Origin of the sequence: Pseudonocardia yunnanensis (assembly GCF_039534065.1) — a bacterium.
Classification (GTDB): domain Bacteria; phylum Actinomycetota; class Actinomycetes; order Mycobacteriales; family Pseudonocardiaceae; genus Pseudonocardia; species Pseudonocardia yunnanensis.
Genome location: NZ_BAAAUS010000006.1, coordinates 353,273 through 370,264 on the forward strand (window position 1 = coordinate 353,273; position 16,992 = coordinate 370,264).

At 70.8% G+C, this 16,992-nt stretch carries 17 protein-coding genes; 3 read left to right on the forward strand and 14 right to left on the reverse strand.

Annotation, left to right across the window (positions count from 1 at the left end):
- Positions 1 to 9 precede the first annotated feature (9 nt).
- The 4 genes from ABD743_RS07885 to ABD743_RS07900 form a co-directional block, all read right to left on the reverse strand.
- Entirely contained in the window at positions 10 to 516 is a 507-nt protein-coding gene (locus ABD743_RS07885) for a class I SAM-dependent methyltransferase (RefSeq protein ID WP_344720270.1), read from the reverse strand.
- Positions 513 to 1,010, reverse strand: coding sequence for an acyltransferase (locus tag ABD743_RS07890; RefSeq protein ID WP_344720272.1), 498 nt, complete (start codon positions 1,008 to 1,010; stop codon positions 513 to 515). The genes ABD743_RS07885 and ABD743_RS07890 overlap by 4 nt, the downstream gene beginning before the upstream one ends.
- Entirely contained in the window at positions 989 to 2,095 is a 1,107-nt protein-coding gene (locus tag ABD743_RS07895) for a glycosyltransferase (RefSeq protein ID WP_344720274.1), read from the reverse strand. The genes ABD743_RS07890 and ABD743_RS07895 overlap by 22 nt, the downstream gene beginning before the upstream one ends.
- Before the next feature lie 71 nt (positions 2,096 to 2,166).
- Positions 2,167 to 2,754 (reverse strand): peroxidase-related enzyme, encoded by a 588-nt coding sequence (locus ABD743_RS07900; protein ID WP_344720276.1) that lies wholly within the window; start codon positions 2,752 to 2,754, stop codon positions 2,167 to 2,169.
- A gap of 40 nt (positions 2,755 to 2,794) precedes the next feature.
- On the opposite strand from ABD743_RS07900, the gene ABD743_RS07905 reads away from it, so the two are divergent.
- Entirely contained in the window at positions 2,795 to 3,100 is a 306-nt protein-coding gene (locus ABD743_RS07905; RefSeq protein WP_344720278.1) for a DUF3024 domain-containing protein, read from the forward strand.
- A 34-nt stretch (positions 3,101 to 3,134) separates the two neighbouring features.
- On the opposite strand, the gene ABD743_RS07910 is transcribed toward ABD743_RS07905, so the two are convergent.
- The 4 genes from ABD743_RS07910 to ABD743_RS07925 all read right to left on the reverse strand — a co-directional run bounded on the left by ABD743_RS07910 (position 3,135) and on the right by ABD743_RS07925 (position 9,143).
- A complete protein-coding gene (locus ABD743_RS07910; protein ID WP_344720280.1) occupies positions 3,135 to 5,012 on the reverse strand; it encodes a hypothetical protein in 1,878 nt (625 codons plus the stop codon).
- A 262-nt stretch (positions 5,013 to 5,274) separates the two neighbouring features.
- The gene (gene mctP, locus ABD743_RS07915) at positions 5,275 to 6,930 is read right to left on the reverse strand and encodes a monocarboxylate uptake permease MctP (RefSeq protein WP_344720744.1); all 1,656 of its coding nucleotides are present in this window, start codon (positions 6,928 to 6,930) and stop codon (positions 5,275 to 5,277) included.
- Positions 6,930 to 7,220: a DUF3311 domain-containing protein gene (locus ABD743_RS07920; protein ID WP_344720282.1), complete on the reverse strand. Its 291-nt coding sequence runs from the start codon at positions 7,218 to 7,220 to the stop codon at positions 6,930 to 6,932. The genes mctP and ABD743_RS07920 overlap by 1 nt, the downstream gene beginning before the upstream one ends.
- A gap of 96 nt (positions 7,221 to 7,316) precedes the next feature.
- A complete protein-coding gene (locus tag ABD743_RS07925; RefSeq protein WP_344720284.1) occupies positions 7,317 to 9,143 on the reverse strand; it encodes a phosphoenolpyruvate carboxykinase (GTP) in 1,827 nt (608 codons plus the stop codon).
- 444 nt (positions 9,144 to 9,587) lie between these two features.
- On the opposite strand from ABD743_RS07925, the gene ABD743_RS07930 reads away from it, so the two are divergent.
- The gene (locus tag ABD743_RS07930) at positions 9,588 to 10,037 is read left to right on the forward strand and encodes a hypothetical protein (RefSeq protein ID WP_344720286.1); all 450 of its coding nucleotides are present in this window, start codon (positions 9,588 to 9,590) and stop codon (positions 10,035 to 10,037) included.
- Between the two features lie 18 nt (positions 10,038 to 10,055).
- Here ABD743_RS07930 and ABD743_RS07935 read toward each other — a convergent pair whose 3' ends face one another.
- Positions 10,056 to 11,597 carry an MFS transporter gene (locus ABD743_RS07935; RefSeq protein WP_344720288.1) on the reverse strand — a complete coding sequence of 514 codons (1,542 nt, stop codon included), beginning with the start codon at positions 11,595 to 11,597 and terminating at the stop codon, positions 10,056 to 10,058.
- A 146-nt stretch (positions 11,598 to 11,743) separates the two neighbouring features.
- Between ABD743_RS07935 and ABD743_RS07940 the strand changes: the two genes are divergently transcribed.
- Complete coding sequence (locus ABD743_RS07940) at positions 11,744 to 12,289, forward strand: TetR/AcrR family transcriptional regulator (RefSeq protein WP_344720290.1); 546 nt, start codon at positions 11,744 to 11,746, stop codon at positions 12,287 to 12,289.
- A 121-nt stretch (positions 12,290 to 12,410) separates the two neighbouring features.
- On the opposite strand, the gene ABD743_RS07945 is transcribed toward ABD743_RS07940, so the two are convergent.
- The 5 genes from ABD743_RS07945 to ABD743_RS07965 all read right to left on the reverse strand — a co-directional run bounded on the left by ABD743_RS07945 (position 12,411) and on the right by ABD743_RS07965 (position 16,937).
- Complete coding sequence (locus ABD743_RS07945) at positions 12,411 to 12,707, reverse strand: hypothetical protein (RefSeq protein WP_344720291.1); 297 nt, start codon at positions 12,705 to 12,707, stop codon at positions 12,411 to 12,413.
- A gap of 136 nt (positions 12,708 to 12,843) precedes the next feature.
- Positions 12,844 to 14,259 carry a metallopeptidase TldD-related protein gene (locus ABD743_RS07950; RefSeq protein ID WP_344720293.1) on the reverse strand — a complete coding sequence of 472 codons (1,416 nt, stop codon included), beginning with the start codon at positions 14,257 to 14,259 and terminating at the stop codon, positions 12,844 to 12,846.
- Complete coding sequence (locus ABD743_RS07955; protein WP_344720295.1) at positions 14,256 to 15,767, reverse strand: TldD/PmbA family protein; 1,512 nt, start codon at positions 15,765 to 15,767, stop codon at positions 14,256 to 14,258. Before ABD743_RS07955 ends, ABD743_RS07950 begins: the two co-directional genes overlap by 4 nt.
- Before the next feature lie 44 nt (positions 15,768 to 15,811).
- Positions 15,812 to 16,150, reverse strand: coding sequence for a hypothetical protein (locus tag ABD743_RS07960; RefSeq protein ID WP_344720296.1), 339 nt, complete (start codon positions 16,148 to 16,150; stop codon positions 15,812 to 15,814).
- On the reverse strand, positions 16,143 to 16,937 hold the full coding sequence (locus ABD743_RS07965; protein ID WP_344720298.1) for a hypothetical protein: 795 nt from the start codon (positions 16,935 to 16,937) through the stop codon (positions 16,143 to 16,145). The genes ABD743_RS07960 and ABD743_RS07965 overlap by 8 nt, the downstream gene beginning before the upstream one ends.
- Between the last annotated feature and the right edge of the window lie 55 nt (positions 16,938 to 16,992).

Here is a 16,992-nt window from a genome sequence, read left to right on the forward strand (position 1 = left end):
AGGTGCCGGTCAGGGCTTGCGTGCGTACAACCTCAGGTTGCGGATGTCGTAGGTGAACAGCTCCTCGACGACGAAGAACGGGGCGACGGCCGCCCGCAGCGAATCGGCGTCGAACATGGTGTGGTGGGCGTTCCAGATCCACAGCGGGACGCCGCGTTCGTCCACGCCCTTGTGGGCCTCGCGCTCGGAGTGGCCGCCGAGCATCCAGTAGTTCGCCTCCGCGGTGTCGATCGTGCCCTCGACCCACTGGGTGGCGATGAACCGCGCGTCCGGGACGCCGATGTCGATCTTCGCGCCGGGGCGCAGTACGCGAGCCCACTCCCGCACCGTCTCGGGGATGAGCTCGTAGCTCTGGTGCTCGAGCACGTGGTTGGCACGCAGTGCGTCGAGCGAGCCCGACGCGAACGGCAGGCGGTCGATCGCGCAGCGGACCTCGATGTCCGGGAGCGCGAGCAGGTCGACGTGCAGGTCGTAATCGGGGTGCGGCTTCTCCCCTGCGCCGATCTCCAGCCTCATGCGGTGGGCGGGGTGATCTTCTTGATGACCTTCGCCGGGCGCCCCGCCACAACCGTGTAGGGCTCGACGTCCTCACGCACCAGCGACCCGCCCGCCACAACGGCGTGCTCGCCGATGGTGACCGGACCGAGCACGAGGACGTCGCTGGCGAGCCAGACCCCGTCACCGATCACCACGTCGCGGCCGGACCGGGGGAAGGCCAACTGCCTGGCGCGGCCGAACTGCTCGATGTCGTGGGTGCCGGTGAGGACCGCGACGTCGTGGCCGAAGAAGGCGTACTCGCCGATCGTGATCGTGCCTCCGGACATGTTGAACAGCGCGTTGTTGACCACCGCGGTGTCCGGGATGTGCAGCCGCGAGCGGTCGCCGTGCCAGCGGCAGGAGTACAGCGCGTCCAGCTTCAGTTCCTGGACCTGTCGGGCCACCTGTTCCGCAACCAGTGCATCCAGCGGACCGCGCAGGGCGCGGGTGATCAGGCGGTCAAGCAGTCGCATGCGATTTGCCCTCCGGCATCCTCGTCGGTGTCGGAATGGTGGCACACGGGCGCACCGGACAGCAGCAGTTCGAGTCTCGTGGAGAGTGCGTCGAGCCCGAAGTGCTTGCTCGCGACGGCCTCGTTGTGGTCGAGAAGCGATAGGTCCGGGTCGGCCAACCAGGCGCGCAGCGGCTCGGGGTCAGCGGCCCGGAACCAGCGGAACCCGAACGCGGCGAGCTCCTCGGCCACCGGGAAGTCGCCCACCGCGAGCGGCTTTCGGTGCAGCGCCGACTCGATCAGCGGCAGCCCGAAGCCCTCCCACGACGACGGGAGCACCACGGCGTCGCACGCCGCGTAGGCCGCGGCCATGTCGGCACCCGGCGGGAGCCCGCGCCGCACGGGGATCCGGGCCCTCCGCAAGAGCCGGGCGAGCTCGTCCGCGAACCCGTCCTCGGCCGGGCCGGTGAGCCAGAAGGTGCCGCCGAGCGACTCGGCGAGCGCCAGCCCGACGTCGACGTTCTTACGGGCGATCGCGCGGGTCGGCTGCAGCACCAGCGGGCCTGCGCCGACTTCGAGCCGGGCCCGCACGGCGTCGCGCTCCTCGGGTCGAGGCACCTCGTCGAACCCGTGGTAGACGGTGGTGGCCGAGATGCTGCGCCGGTCGGCCAGGGAGAGGCGAGCCATCTCGTTGACCGTGACGTGGCGCCACGACGGGTCGTCCGGGGGCCACGTCGTCACCGAGGCGAACCGTTCGCGCTCCCACGGCAGGTCGTGGTGACGCAGGATGGCCCGGCGGCCCCGCAGGTACTCGGCCACCGCCTCACCCGCCGCCTGGTTCACCGGCAGCGAGCACACGTTGTCGGCCACGACCACGTCGGCGTCCTGCAACGCCGCGTCCAGCGACCGTCGCGACGGCGGTTTCGCGGCATCCAGCGCGAGGCCGGGCACGAGCACGTCGGGGCACCCGTCCCCGGCGACCAGCCGCACCCGCATCCCGATACGCCGGAAACCCGCAGCCCACTGGCTCGCCGTGACCGACACGCCATCGGCCATTCCGAGGCGGTAGGAGACGATCGCCACCCGCTTCCCGACGAGGTTCGACATTCGCGCATCGTCCCTGGGTTGCATCACCACCGCATGACCTGCTGGTTGCACGAAGACTGCACGGAGGCGTTCTACGATCTCGGCAGCCTGCCCATGAGGTAGAACTCGGGGTTCGGTCGAAGGGCCGTGAGATGGGCCAGCCGGTTGGACATCGCGAACAGCGCCGTGATCGCCCCGACGTCCCAGATCTCGTCCTCGGAAAGGCCTGCCATCCGGGCGTCGTCGAGCTCGGCGTCGGTGAGCGACGCGGAGTCGGTGGCGATCAGCAGCGCCAGGTCCACGATGGCGCGTTCGCGCGGGCTCAGCTCGACCCCCCAGGGGTTCGTGGCCACGCGGTCGGCGATCTCCGCGTCCTTCGCCCGCACCCGGAGGATGGCGCCGTGCGCGACCACGCAGTAGGTGCAGTGGTTGGCACCCGAGGTGGCCACCACCACCAGTTCGCGCTCCGCCCTGCTCAGCCCGTCGTCGGAGTCCATCAGGGCGTCGTGGTAGTCGAGGAACGCGCGAAGCTCGGCCGGTCTGCGGGCGAGCGCCCGGAAGACGTTCGGCACGAACCCGGACTTCTCGGTGATCACCTCGATGCGTCGGCGCAGGTCGGCGGGCATGTCCTCGAGCTCGACGTGGCCGAACCGGCTCACGGGGTGCGGCGCAGCATCCATAGCCCTCGACGGTAGCCCCCGGAACCGCCACGATGCGCTCATGCCCGTGTCCGAGGAGATCCGCACCCTCCTGTCCCATTGGTGCGCCGACCGTGTGCCCGAGGCCGAGCGCGAGCAGTGGCAGATCGGCTACACGATCCAGGGCGACGAGATCACGATCCTCGATCGTCGACCGCCCGCCTACCCTGAGCTCACCGCCGCCTGGTCGGCCACGCCGATCGCCCTGCTGCGCGTGAACGACGAGGAACCCGGCGGCTGGGTGCTCTATCGGCCGATCGCCGACGGCTGGCAACGCGAGACGGCAGGCGACGATCCGATCGCACTTCTGGAGCAGGTGCGCGGCTGAGTGCAGGCAGCGCCGCTCCGGCCGACGTTCGAGCTCAGGTCGCGGCCCAACTGGCCGGAGCCGTCTTGCGGTTCCCGCCGTTCAAGGGAACGACCCGGCCTCCACCACCGTTGCTCTCGCGGCGGATCACCAATGCCGACGCCCGCCGCAGCACGCTGAGCAGCGAAGGGGTGTCGCTCGGCTGCTCGTCCGGTGCGACCACCGCGACCATCCGGGGGGCTACCGCAGTGAGCAGCAACCGCTCGACCCCGAGCTCCGCCGCGTCCAGCACCAGCACGACATCGGCGCTGTCGGCGGGCGGGACCGCCGACAGCAGCGCCTCCACCGGAAGGAACGAGGCCACGCCGAGCGTCGCAGGGTCGTCCTGGGCCAGCGCCGTCCAGGCCTCGGCGAGCTCCGGCGCACCGGCACCCAGCCGCTGGAGCAGCGTCGCCTGGAGGTTCTCGTCGTGCACATCGCGGCGGGCGCCCGCGAGAGCGTCGAAGGCTGCTGCATACGCGTTGGCGTCGCGCTTGCGCAATGCGACGACGGCGTGCTCGTACTCGGGTGGCTGGTCGGGGCCGCCCCGGGCGGCCAGCTCGCCGGCGATGGAGTCCAGCCGGCGCTCGGCCATGATGGCCCCGCCGTGGTCGGCGTACTCGAGGATCGCGCCGGCGATCTCCTCGGCGCTCTCGACGTCGGGCACCGACAGCGGCGAGTCGGGCGCGAGGAACAGCACGTCGTGGCGCAGGGCCCCGACCGAACGGGCGGCCGCCGCCACCTTCACCAGTCCCTCGGCCAGCTCGGACAGCTCGCTCTCGTTGCGTGGCGTGGGCAGGCCCAGCTCCATGCACCCGAGGTGGATGCGATGACGCCGTTCTCCGAGCTCGAGGTGCTCGATGACGCGCTGGACGTCGTCGGCGGTCTCCGGGGCACGCGGGCCCACCCGGGCCGGCGCGAGGACCGCCCGCACCTCCCGCTGCACCGAGTTGCGGAAATAGGAGCGGGCCCGGCCTCCGGACTCGAGGTACTCCCGATACCGGCGTAGTACGTCCAACGCCCCGGGCGGCGGCGTGGCGGAGAACGACACGGGCGGCAGGTAGCGGGCCCGGTCCAGGACCGCGACGGCCTGGGCGGTGTCCTCCAGCATCCGGTCGAACGGCGCGCGGTTCTGGCCGTAGATGAGATGCGACAGCAACCCCCGCAGCCAGGTCTGCTCGGTGCGGGGCGGCAGGGCACCGAGCGACCGGCTCACGCAGCGAGCCACCGACGTGACGGCGTTGCGCCGCTCGGGGTCGAGGTTCGACAGCAGCGCGGGGACCATGGACGCCCGGTTGCTGACCGAGTTGTTCCAGTCGGCCTGCGCACACAGCGCCGCGACCTCGTGCGGCGCGGGCAGCAGCCCGTCGTCCGGGAGCTCCTGGGCGGCCCGGGCGCGTCGCTCGGGGGTGGAGGTGGCCAGCAACCTGCGTAGCTCACGCATCTCGGCCGGGGTGAGCGGGGGCAGCCCGTCGAGAGCCCGCGACGCGGCATCCGCAGGCATCGCGGTGCGAACCGCTCCGAGCTCGATGGCGTCGGTGGCTGTGACGACCACGCGCCTGCCGTCGGCGAGCAGGGCCGCGACAGCGCCCGCCACAGCAGCGGGGTCGAACTCCTCGAGGATCACGAGGGTGTTGTCCCGCATCGCCGCGACGATCGACCGCGAATCCTCTGCGGGGTGGCGCTGCGGAGGTGGAAGCTCCCCGACGGACGCCGCGAGGGCCTCGGCGAGCCTGCGCAGCCCGGGTGGGGACGCGCCCGCCTCGATGGTTCGGCGAATCTGTTCCTTGGCCGACGCAGTGGCCGGATCCGACCCCGCTGCGGCCAGGCGATCGACGAAGACGGCGAGGTCGTGATCCTCGCCGTTCGGGTTCGCCGGTCCGACATCCAGCACGTGGTCACCTCCGACTGCCGGCGCCGAGCAGCGACGGTCACCCCTCGTATCGCGAGCGCCGTGAGGGATGTTGCACCTCACAGGGCACGCGGAGCAATCGGTGGGCAACCGAACGGTTCACCCTGGGCGGTGTCCGGTCACCCGGTCGAGTGAAATATGCCGAGCGTCCGGTAAGTGGCGTCCTGTCCGCTCCCACGGCCGAGGAACGGCCACTTTTCGCGGCCGAACGGTCATGACCCGTCGATCGGCAGCCGCCTGACGTTCATCGGCCGGCCACTGCGGCCGGTGTCGGCACCAGCTCCGGGAGATCGTCGGAGTCGGAGTCGGCGTGGTAGTCGGCGTCGGTGGTGCGGTCCTCGCCTTCGGGGACGTGGGCGGCCCGCAGCACGAGCGTCGCCACTACGGAGACCACGACGTTGACGGCCAGGGCGACGAACCCGACGAAGATCTGCAGCTGCGAGCCGGCGAAGGGGTGCCAGCCGAACACCGGCAGTCGGTCGAGCGGGAGGGCGGAGCCGCCGAAGTGGGCGCTGCCGGTGGCCGGGTTGGGGATGATCCAGAGCAGGTAGAGGGCGTAGGCCATGCCGATGACCCAGCCGGTCACCAGTGCCCAGCGGTGCAGCCAGCGGGTGTAGAGCGCGATCGCGACGGCGGGCAGGGTCTGCAGGATGATCACGCCGCCGATGAGTTGCAGGTCGACGGAGAACTGCGGGTCGATGAGCACGATGCACAGCACGGCGCCGACCTTGACCACGAGCGACGCGAGCTTGGCCTGCTTGGCCTCCTGGTGCGGAGTGGCGTCGCGGCGCAGGTACTCCTTGTAGATGTTGCGGGTCCACAGGTTGGCCGCGGCGATGGACATGATCGCGGCGGGCACCAGGGCACCGATGCCGATCGCGGCGAAGGCCACGCCGGTGAACACGGGGCCGAACTGGTCGGCGAACAGCATCGGGATGATGGTGTTGGTGTCAGGGCGGCCGGTGGCGGCGTTGGTGATGGGCTGTACGTGGGCGGCGATCGCGACGAAGCCCAGCAGCATGATCAGGCCCAGCACGAACGAGTAGGCGGGCAGGGCCACCATGTTGCGGCGGATCACGTCGCGGCCGCGGGAGGCCAGCACCCCGGTCATGGCGTGGGGATAGAGGAACAGGGCCAGCGCGGAGCCGAGCGCGAGGGTGACGTACTGCAGTTGGTTGTTCGCGCCCAGGACGATCCCGTCGGCGGGGCTGGGGGTGGCCGTGAACTTGGCGTCCGCGGCGTCGAAGATGGCCGCCCAGCCGCCCAGCCGCAGCGGCAGGTAGACCACGGCGACCAGCACCACGATGTAGATCAGGATGTCCTTGACGAAGGCGATGAGGGCAGGGGCACGCAGCCCGGACTGGTTGGTGTAGGCGGCCAGGATCAGGAACGCCACCAGCAGCGGCAGGTGCCCGAGCAACCCGCCGGCATTGAGGCCCATCGTGCGCAACACGGCTTCCAGCCCGGCCAGTTGCAGCGCGATGTAGGGCATCGTCGCGACCAGCCCGGTGATGGCCACCAACAGGGCCAGCAGTGGGCTGGAGTAGCGACCGCGGACGAAGTCGGCGGGGGTGAGGTAGCCGTTGACCCGCGACACCGACCACATCCGCAGCAGCGGCAGGAACACCAGCGGGTAGGCGATCACGGCGTACGGGAGTGCGAAGAACCCTGCGGCGCCTGCGCCGAACAGCAACGCGGGCACCGCGACGAAGGTGTAGGCGGTGTAGAGGTCACCGCCGATGAGGAACCAGGTGATCCAGGAGCCGAACCGGCGCCCGCCCAGCCCCCACTCCTCCAGATGATCCAGCGTCGGCCCGCGCCGCCACCCGGCGGCGACGAACCCCAGCGCCGACACCGCCACGAACAACACCGCGAACACGATCAGCTCGGGCACCCGGATCACCGGCCGGACCCCGCATCCAGCACATCCACGTCATTCGCAGCGGGGACGCTCGGCGCACGGCCGCCACGGGTGCGTACATGCACGATCGCGACCATTGCCACGCTCACCGGCACCCAGGCCAGCTGGATCCAGTAGAAGAACGGCAACCCGAGAAACCGCGGCTCCACGCTGTTGATCCACGGCGTGACCAGGATCAGGAACGGCACCACCAACAAGAGGTTCCAGGCGTTCCAGCGCAAACCGTACGAACCACCACTATTGACTTTCGAATATTTCGAAATAGGCACACAAGCCCCCCGATCGCAGATATCCCGCGATCGTATGAGTGCCTGATCCGGCGGGCCGCATGGCGATACTCACAAACCCGCGGCCCGCCGGACGCCTCACATGCCCAGGCGCAGCTTCAGGGCCTCGAGCTCGTCACGCATCGAGCTCGGGAGCTTGTCCCCGATCACCTCGAACCACTCCTCGATGAGCGGGATCTCGGCCTTCCAGTCCTCGGGGTCGACGGCCAGCGCCGCCTCGATGTCGGCCAGCGGGGCGTCGAGGCCCTCGAGGTCGAGCTGGTCGGCGGTGGGCACGTAGCCGATCGCCGTCTCGGTGGCCGCCGCAGTGCCGGTGATGCGCTCGATCGCCCACTTGAGGACGCGGGAGTTCTCCCCGAAGCCCGGCCACAGGAACTGGCCGTCCTCACCGCGACGGAACCAGTTGACGTAGAAGATCCGCGGCAGCTTGTCGGCGTCGGCACCCTTGCCGATGTTCACCCAGTGCTGGAAGTAGTTGCCGACGTTGTAGCCGAGGAACGGCAGCATCGCCATCGGGTCGCGGCGGACCTGGCCGAGACCGCCCTTGGCGGCTGCGGTCTTCTCACTCGACATCGTGGCGCCCATGAACGTGCCGTGCTGCCAGTCACGCGCCTCCGTGACGAGCGGGACGGTGGTCTTGCGGCGGCCACCGAACAGGATGGCCGAGATCGGCACACCCTTCGGGTCCTGCCACTCCGGCGCAACGACGGGGCACTGCGAGATCGGCGTGGTGTAGCGGGAGTTCGGGTGGGCAGCCGGCTTGTCCGAGTCAGGCGTCCAGTCCTCACCGAGCCACGACGTCAGATGCTGCGGGTCGCCCTCGAGCCCCTCCCACCAGACGTCTCCGTCATCGGTGCGAGCGACGTTGGTGAACAGCGAGTTCCCCTTCTCGATGGTGCGCATCGCGTTGGGGTTGGTCTTCCAGTTGGTGCCCGGCGCCACACCGAAGAATCCGAACTCGGGGTTCACCGCGTAGAGGCGGCCGTCCTCGCCGAAACGCATCCATGCGATGTCGTCGCCGACGGTCTCGGCACGCCATCCGGGCACGGTCGGCTGCAGCATCGCGAGGTTCGTCTTTCCGCATGCCGACGGGAATGCCGCCGCCACGTAGTACGCCTTGTCCTCGGGGCTGATGAGCTTGAGGATCAGCATGTGCTCGGCCATCCAGCCCTCATCACGGGCCATGACCGAGGCGATCCGCAGCGCGTAGCACTTCTTGCCCAGCAGCGCGTTACCGCCGTATCCGGAGCCGTAGCTCCAGATCTCACGGGTCTCCGGGAAGTGGGTGATGTACTTGGTCTCGTTACACGGCCACGCAACGTCCTTCTGGCCGGGCTCGAGAGGCGCACCCACCGAGTGCAGCGCCGGAACGAACTTGTCGCCGGCCGGGCCGTCGAACAGCGGCAGCACTGCGCTGCCCATGCGCGTCATGATGCGCATCGAGACCACGACGTACTCGGAGTCGGTGATCTCCACACCGAGGAACGGCTCGTCGGCGTCGAGGGGACCCATGCAGAACGGGATGACGTACATCGTTCGACCGCGCATGCAACCGCGGTAGAGCTCGGTCATCGTGGCCTTCATCTCGGCCGGGTCCATCCAGTTGTTGGTGGGACCGGCGTCGACCTCACGCGCCGAGCAGATGAAGGTGCGCTCCTCGACACGGGCCACGTCGTCCGGGTCGGACGCGGCCCAGTAGGAGTTCGGTTTCTTCTCCTCGTTGAGCTTCACGAACGTCCCGGCCTCGACGAGGCGCGCAGTCATGCGGTCCCACTCCTCGTCCGAGCCGTCACACCAGACGACGCGGTCCGGGTTGGTGAGTTCGGCGACCTCACGTACCCACGACAGCAGGCGCGCGTTGTCGGTCGGCGCTTCGTCGATCCCTGACACGGTCATCGCTGTCATGTTTTCCTCGCTCCTCGCCGGGACGCCCGGTCCCCGGGAATGCTGCGCGCACCCGATCCGTTGCTCGGCCGGGTGTGCAGGTCAAAGATAGAAAGTGACGGTACCGCCGGTGTCCGGTTTCCCCCACCGCTAGCAGCTGTCGATTGACTCACAGGACCGATCATGTAATCGATTCAGAAGACCAGGAAACGCTTTCCAGCGGTAATGAGCGACGCCTGCGTTGCGCCTGCTACTGGCCCTGGTGACCAGTGAGTTGTCGACAGGGCGTGACGGCTTTCGCCGGTCACTCCGACGATCACCGAGACGACCGCCACATCCCCCACTTCCCAGTGCTCCGCATCACCTGAACGGCCTCTGGGCACTCCATGTTCGTGGCACGCTTCCGGTGGTCGGGCCTGCGTACTCCGCGTAAGGTTCCGGTCACCGTCCGAGGGGGAGGACCCGATGACCGACACCGGCATGTACATCACCCTGCTCGTAGTGTCGATCGCTCTGACGTTCGGCGTCGGGCGGCTCCTGGTGACGGCCGGGGAGCCGTTCCTGCAAGAGGTCTTCCAGGACGAGAAGGTCACGCGCTCGGTCAACCTGCTGCTCTCGGTGCTGTTCCACCTCATCACGCTCGGTGTGCTGGCGATCATCTCCGTCGTGAACATCGTCGGTAACGACGACCCCTTCCAGACGCTGGTCGCGCGGCTCGGCGTGGTGCTGCTGGTCCTCGGCATCGCGTACGGCGTCTCCATGCTGGTCCTCATCCGCGTCCGGGAGCGGCGGCGGGCCGACCAGATCTCCGAGCACGTCCAGGAGCGGCTGGCCGAGCGGAGCATGGGCTCCGCCCCGGCACAGGGCGCCGCTGCACAGGCCCCGCCTGCGCCCCCCGCAACGCCGAGTCAGTGACACGCGGGCAGCCGGCCCTCAGCGCATCCGGTTGCGCAGGCCGAGAAGCACGACCAGCGCCACCGCCACGAGCGTGCCGGCCCCGACCAGCGCCGTGACGTCGATCGCGGTCACGAACGCCGCACGTGCCGATGCCAGCAACGCAATGCCTTCGGCGCCGGGGAGCCTCGCCGCCGTGGCCACTGCACCGCCGAGGGTCTCCCCCGCCGCGTGCGCGTCGGCCGGTGAGGCGCCGAAGGGCACCTGCACGACCGCGCGGTACACGGCCGTGAGCACGCCACCGAGCACGGCGGTGCCGAGCACGGCCCCGATCTCGTAGGCCGTCTCCGACACCGCGGACGCCGAGCCTGCGCGCTCGGGAGGGGCCGCCGAGAGGATCGCGTCGTTGGTGATCGTCTCCGAGAGTCCGATCCCGCCTCCGATCAGCACGGACGCCACGACCAGCAGGCCGACCGACGTGGGGCCGCCGAGGAGGGTGCACAGGAGGAACCCGATCGCGGCGAGCCCGAGCCCGGTCGGCACGAGCACTCGCAGCGGGAAGACGCGGCCGAGTCGCGCGGCCAACAGCCCCGCGATGATCGTCACGAGGAACCCTGGCAGCAGCACCAGCCCTGCGTCGATCGGCGAGAGTCCGCGCACGAGCAGCAGGAACTGGGCGGCGAAGAAGAGCAGGCCGGTCAGGGCGAACATCGTGGTCGCGTTGGCCAGGGCGGACGCCCGCAGCACGGGCGACGCGAACAGCGAGACGTCGAGCAGCGGCTCCTCGCCCGCCGCGAGCCGCGCGCGGGCCCGCCGCACGAACAGGATCCCCGACCCCACGCCGACCGCCAGGAAGAGCAGCATCGTCGCGCTGAAGCCCTCCTCGGTGAGGAGCGTGATCGCCAGCACGCCCGGCACCATGGTCAGCAGCGACAGCAGCACGCCCAGCAGGTCGAGCCGTCCGGGGGCCTGCGCCCTGGACTCGGGCAGCATCAGGGCGGCGAGCCCGAGCAACAGCATCATCGGCGGCACGTTCACGAGGAACACCGCGCCCCACCAGAAGTGCTGGAGCAGCAACCCGCCCAGGATCGGGCCGAGTGCCGCGCCTGCTGCGAAACCGGTGGCCCAGATCGCGACGGCCAGCCGCCGCTCCGCCCGGTCGGTGAACAGCTCGCGGAGCAGGGCGAGCGAGGCCGGCATCAGCATGGCGCCGAAGAACCCGAGCAGAGCGCGGGCTCCGACGAGATACATGGCGTCGGGTGCGAACGCAGCCACCACGGAGACGCTGCCGAACCCCGCGACGCCGAGCATGAGCATCCGGCGGTGCCCGATCCGGTCGCCGAGCGTGCCCATCGTGACGAGCAGACCCGCTAGCACCAAGGGATAGATGTCGACGACCCACAGCAGCTGCGACGCCGACGGGGTCAGCGCAGCGCTGATCGCGGGCAGGGCGAAGCCCAGCACCGTGTTGTCGAGGGACACCAGCAGGGTGGGCAGGAGCAGGACGGCCAGGCCGACCCACGCGCGGCGACCTGCACGGGTCGGGGCGAGCGGGAGGCGGGCAGGGGCAAGAACAGTCACGTGGTCCTCGGGGGAAGGGCCCGTCAGTGGGGCGCGATGATCGGGGGGCTACGCGTTAATATACCGTCTAGACGGTACAGTTCCCCTGGTTGTTCCCTTGCCGTGGGCGACGTGGCCAAGACCACCCCGCCTTCTACACTCGGTCGATGGCGAGCGCCCGCGATCGTGTGCTGGACGCGTACGAGACGTTGCTGATCGAGCACGGCGCCGCGGCCGTCACGCTCGACGCCGTGGCCGCGGCGGCCTCGGTGTCCAAGGGCGGGTTGCTCTACCACTTCGCGTCGAAGGACGCGCTCGCCGGCGGGCTCCTCGACCGGCTCCGGGAGCGCAGCGCGGCCGACGCGCAGGCCATCCGCACCGCCCCCGACGGTGCTGTCGCGTACTACGTGCGCACGTCCGCGCCTGGCGGCGGCGTGCAGGGCGGCATGACACGCACCTACCTCGCCGTGCTGCGGCTCGCCGACAACACCGTCTCCGGCCAGGCCGCCCGCGACACGTTGGCCGCGGTGGATGCCGACGCCTACGCGGCGCTGCGCGACGAGCTCGACGACCCGTTGCTCGCATGGCTGGCCCAGCTCGTGGGCGACGGGCTCTACCTGCGCACGCTCACCGGCACCCCGTTACCGAGCGGGCTGGGCGTGGAGGATCTGCTGGAGCGGATGCGCCGCTTCCTCGCCGCCGGCAACGGCTGACCAGGGCTACCGCTCGGGAGCCGGCTCGGTGATCAGGCCGGCGGGAGCTCGGTGACCACCGGGCGCAGCCACCGCCCCTCCAGGCACTCCTGAGGCCGCGGGGCCTCATCCTGCCGGTGCGTCACCGCGATGCGGGAACCGCCGAGCGCGCGATCTCGGGCAACGGGACCGGCAACCGGTGCACGGCCACGTTCCAAAACCGTGAATCGGGCTCACCGGCCCGCCAGGCGTCGGCGAGCCGGGTGGCTGCATCGGCGTCCATCCTGCGCCGCGGCCGCGGGCGCATCCGGCACCGCCTGCGCACCTCCGCGTCCAGCGCCCGCCAAGCGTCGTCGGCCGTGGTGTGCACGCTGACCGTCGGAGGGCCTCCAGCATCCCCGACGAGCAGCGTGTACACGCTCACCACCTCGAAAGACATCCGTAGGCCCCCCTTGCAGCAATGACAAAGCGACGACCTCGGCGCACCTCTGAGTCAACGGCATCCAGCACCCGGAGGTTCGAGGGGCCACCCCGTGGAGCGTCCTCCGGTCGCCCGTCGAGGTCAGATGACACCCTCACCGGCCCAGCGAAACAGAGGACATGTTGAACTCGGGAACCCGTACCGGCGGCATCGCCGCACGGGTGAACCAGTCCTTCCACTCCCGGGGCAGCGTGCGCTCTGTGGCCCCGACCTCGGACGTGCGGCGCAGCACGTCGAGCGGCGAGTAGTTGAACCGGAAGTTGTGGTCCACCTCGCCCACCACCTCGCCGTCCTCCACCAGGTAGACGCCGTCGCGGGTGAGGCCGGTGAGCAGCAGCGTGGTGGGGTCGACCTCGCGGATGTACCAGAGGCAGGTGAGCAGCAGGCCCCGCCCGGTGCGCCCGACCATGTCCGTGATCGATGCCTCCGAGCCGCCGTGGAGCAGGAGGTTGCCCCCGGCCGGGGTGAACGTCGTGCCGAACTCGGCGGCCTCGGCGCGCGAGTAGCTCAGTTCGCGGATCGCACCCCGGTCGACCCAGTCCACCCGCCGGGTGGGAGCGCCGTTGTCGAAGACGCTGATCCCCTCACCGGAGCGGGTGGCGGTCAGGAACGGCTCGTACTCCAGCCCTGGCGACACCGGGTCGCTGAACAGGGTGAGCGGCAGGTCGGTCAACCGTTCACCGACCCGGGGTCCGTCCGGCCCGGCGAGGGCGCTGCGGCCCTCCTGCGCGGGGCGCCCCTCCATCGACCACGCGAGGTAGATCATCAGGTCGGAGACCGCCGACGGCGGCAGCAGCGTCTCGTACCGACCCGCCGTCAGCGTGACGCGCCGCTTCCCCCACTCCAGCCTGCGGGCCGCCGCGGCGGCGAGATCCACCACGTCGACGTCGGTGAAGTCGGCTGTGGAAGCACCCGTCCAGGCCGACCCCGTGAGGTCCGGCGTCTTCGCGTTGAGCTCGACCGACCCGGTGGGCTGCACCCAGCGCCGACGTACTCCGGTGGAGGTGCCGAGCCAGATCGTGGTCAGCTCGTGGCTGGCGAAGCCGTATTGGCGCAGCGGCCCCGCCAGGACCTCCGACAGACCCTCGACGAACGACCCGAACACCCCGATCGACGTCTCGGCGGCGGGCTCGTCCCAGGCCGGATCGTGGCTGTTCGGTTCGACGAGGGGCATGGCGTCGCGCGCCGCTCCGGCGTCGCGGGCCGCGGCCTCCGCCCCGCGCACCAGCTCCTCGAGCTGGGCGGCATCGGTGACGGCGGCGCTGGAGCTGACGACACCGGCCGCCGTGCCGCCCTCGACCGCGACGAACGCGATCACCGTGACCTGGCCCGACGTGGTGTGCCCGTTGGTGGTCATCGTGGAGTTGGCCCAGCGCAGCACCGCCTCGCTCGTCTCCTGCACCAGCACGGCGCAGCCGGGTAGATGTGCGCCTGCGGCCAGCGCCCGTTCCACGACCTCCTGCGGCGCGAGCACCGATGCCGTGACGCCGCTCGGCCTCGTCGGGATCACTGGCCCTCCTCCTGGGTGTTGAGCACGGTGACGCCACGGAACCGCGCCGACGGGCAGCCGTGACTGACCGCCGCTATCTGACCGGGCTGGGCCTTGCCGCAGTTCATCGCGCCGTGCAGCAGCCATGTGGAAGGGCCGCCAACCGCATCGAGCGAACCCCAGAAGTCGGTGGTGGTGGCCTGGTAGGCCACGTCGCGCAGCTGGCCCGCGAGCTTCCCGCCCTCGATCCGGTAGAAGCGCTGGCCGGTGAACTGGAAGTTGTACCGCTGCATGTCGATCGACCAGGACTTGTCGCCGACGACGTAGATACCGCGGTCGACGCCGGCGATCAGCTCGTCGGTGGTGGTGTCGCGGGCCGGGTCGGGGCGCAGCGACACATTGGCCATGCGCTGGATCGGCACGTGGTGCGGGGAGTCGGCGAAGGCACAGCCGTTCGATCGGGCGAGCCCCAGCCGGGGCGCGAACGTCCGGTCGAGCTGGTAGCCGACGAGGACGCCGTCGCGCACGAGATCCCACTCGCCGGTGGCGACCCCGTCGTCGTCGAAGCCGATCGTGGCCAAGCCGTGCGGCACGGTGCGGTCGCCGGTGACGTGCATGTGCTCGGAGCCGTAGCGGAGGCTTCCGAGCTGGTCGGGGGTGGCGAAGCTGGTGCCGGCGTAGGCGGCCTCGTAGCCGATCGCCCTGTCGTACTCCGTGGCGTGCCCGACGGACTCGTGGATCGTGAGCCACAGGTTCGTCGGGTCGATCACGAGGTCGTAGGCGCCGGCCTGTACCGACGGCGCCTTGGTCTTCTCCGCGAGCAGCTCGGGGATCCGACCGATCTCACCGTCCCAGTCCCAGCCGTCGCCGGTGAGGTACTCCCAGCCCCGGCCGGCCGGGGGTGCGAGGGCGCTCATCGTCTCGAAGCCACCCGCCGCGCGGTCCACGGCGGTGGCCGTGACCGACGGGCCGATCCGGACCCGCTGCTGGATGGTCGTGGTGCCCGCGGTGTCGGCGTAGAACTTGTTCTCCCGCACCTGTGCGACCGCGGCCTGCACGTGGTCGACGCCGTCGGAGGCGAGCAACCGCTGCGACCACTCGGTGAGTAGCTCCATTTTCTCCCGCGTGGGCACGGTGAACGGGTCGACGCCGTAGTCCGACACCCAGACGGCGTCGGGGTAGGCCGGCTCGTCGGCCCGCTCGACCCTCTCGATCGCCACCGGGGCGAGCGTGCGTGCCACGGCCACCGCGCGTTCGGCAGTGGCGGCGGCCCGCTCCGGCGTGAGCTCGACGTGGGACGCGAAGCCCCACACCCCGTCGACGATGACGCGCACCGCGAGCCCCACGGTGGTGCTGTCGACGACGCCGGTGACCGTGCCGTCGCGCAGGTCGATCGACTGCGACACGATCCGCTCGACCCGCAGGTCGGTGTGCTGCGCACCCAGCTCACGCCCTCTGCTCAGCGCGGCGTCGGCCAGAGCAGCCAGCGGCAGGGCCCGGAACTCCGGGTCGATGCGATCAACGGGCATGTCGGAAACCTACTTGCCCCTCGGTGAAGCCCGCCGTATCGACCTCACGGTTCGTACCCCACCTCGGCTCCGTTGCGCAGACCGTCGGCGACCGCGGAGGCCGCCCCCGACGCCGGGCCCGGTGCCTGCTCCCGCACCACGGCGTCCGGTCCGATCCGCAGGATCCGGTCGGCGAAACCGTCGCCGTCGAGATCGGTGAGCAGGACGAGATCGACACCGTCGCTGGTGGCCACCGTGTCGGCGCGGCTGTCGCCGTCGGTGTCGATCCCGTGGGAGACGTCGAAACGGCTGGTGGAGAGAGCGGGGCCGGCGCCAGCGTCGACAGGGTCGTCGTCGGGCACGAGCGCGGGATGACGGGGCCGGGGCATCAGGTTCTCAGCCACGAGACGCCCCCTCGGCGGGCGCAGGAGCCAGCAGGGCCAGCTCGGCGTCGACCGCTGCGCGGCGCCGGAGCACCGCGGCGTCGAGAACCGGGACCACGGCACGCTCGAGCTCGACGAGCCGCCGTCCGAGGTCGGCGTCGACCGCAAGGGCCGCCGTGGCGAGCGACTGATCGATGTGGCGGCGCAGCCGGGCACGTTCGATGGCCGTGCGCCGGGCCCGAGCCGTGGCCACCAGGGCCGCCACTCCCGCGGCGATCGCGACCGGGGCCAGCGCCGGCCCGGCCAGTGCGGGCAACCCGAGCAGCGGGAGCACGGCCAGCGGAAACAGCGCGAGCCGCCAGACCGCCGCCCCGGCGGCCGCGCCCGCGAGCAGCGACCTGGGACGGACAGCCGGGATCGGGGCCACCGTCGGCACGACCGGGAGCAGCGGTGCCGGCAGCCGGGGCCAGTGCAGATCCACCGAGAGTTCGCGCTCCGCCGCGATCCGGCGCAGCGCCGGACGCAGAGCGCTCGCCCAACCGTCGTGGACCTCCACCGCGAGCGTGTGGACGGCCGCGGCGAGGAGCGCGGGGAGCCGTTGCCTCGCGGTGCGGTCGGCGGCCTCGACGTGATCGGCTGCCTCCCGTGCGAGGCAGGCGAACGCCTCTCCGGACCGGGCGGATGCGGCGATCCGGCTCAGGGCGAGGCAGCTGCGCAGCTCGGCCCGGTGGTCGCCGGTGAGCAGGCTGCGCTCTGCGCGCAGCTCGGCGCGGCGGGCTCGGACGGCGTCGACGTACCGATCGGGCATTTCGCCAGGGTCGCAGCGCCTCCCCCGCGGCGGGCCCGAACGGGCCCAGCGGTGT

Coding starts and splice junctions, on each gene's coding strand:
- ABD743_RS07885 (WP_344720270.1), bottom strand. CDS start 516: ATGAGGCTGGAGATCGGCGCAGGGGAGAAGCCGCACCCCGATTACGAC.
- ABD743_RS07890 (WP_344720272.1), bottom strand. CDS start 1,010: ATGCGACTGCTTGACCGCCTGATCACCCGCGCCCTGCGCGGTCCGCTG.
- ABD743_RS07895 (WP_344720274.1), bottom strand. CDS start 2,095: ATGTCGAACCTCGTCGGGAAGCGGGTGGCGATCGTCTCCTACCGCCTC.
- ABD743_RS07900 (WP_344720276.1), bottom strand. CDS start 2,754: ATGGATGCTGCGCCGCACCCCGTGAGCCGGTTCGGCCACGTCGAGCTC.
- ABD743_RS07905 (WP_344720278.1), top strand. CDS start 2,795: ATGCCCGTGTCCGAGGAGATCCGCACCCTCCTGTCCCATTGGTGCGCC.
- ABD743_RS07925 (WP_344720284.1), bottom strand. CDS start 9,143: ATGACAGCGATGACCGTGTCAGGGATCGACGAAGCGCCGACCGACAAC.
- ABD743_RS07930 (WP_344720286.1), top strand. CDS start 9,588: ATGACCGACACCGGCATGTACATCACCCTGCTCGTAGTGTCGATCGCT.
- ABD743_RS07940 (WP_344720290.1), top strand. CDS start 11,744: ATGGCGAGCGCCCGCGATCGTGTGCTGGACGCGTACGAGACGTTGCTG.
- ABD743_RS07945 (WP_344720291.1), bottom strand. CDS start 12,707: ATGTCTTTCGAGGTGGTGAGCGTGTACACGCTGCTCGTCGGGGATGCT.
- ABD743_RS07955 (WP_344720295.1), bottom strand. CDS start 15,767: ATGCCCGTTGATCGCATCGACCCGGAGTTCCGGGCCCTGCCGCTGGCT.
- ABD743_RS07965 (WP_344720298.1), bottom strand. CDS start 16,937: ATGCCCGATCGGTACGTCGACGCCGTCCGAGCCCGCCGCGCCGAGCTG.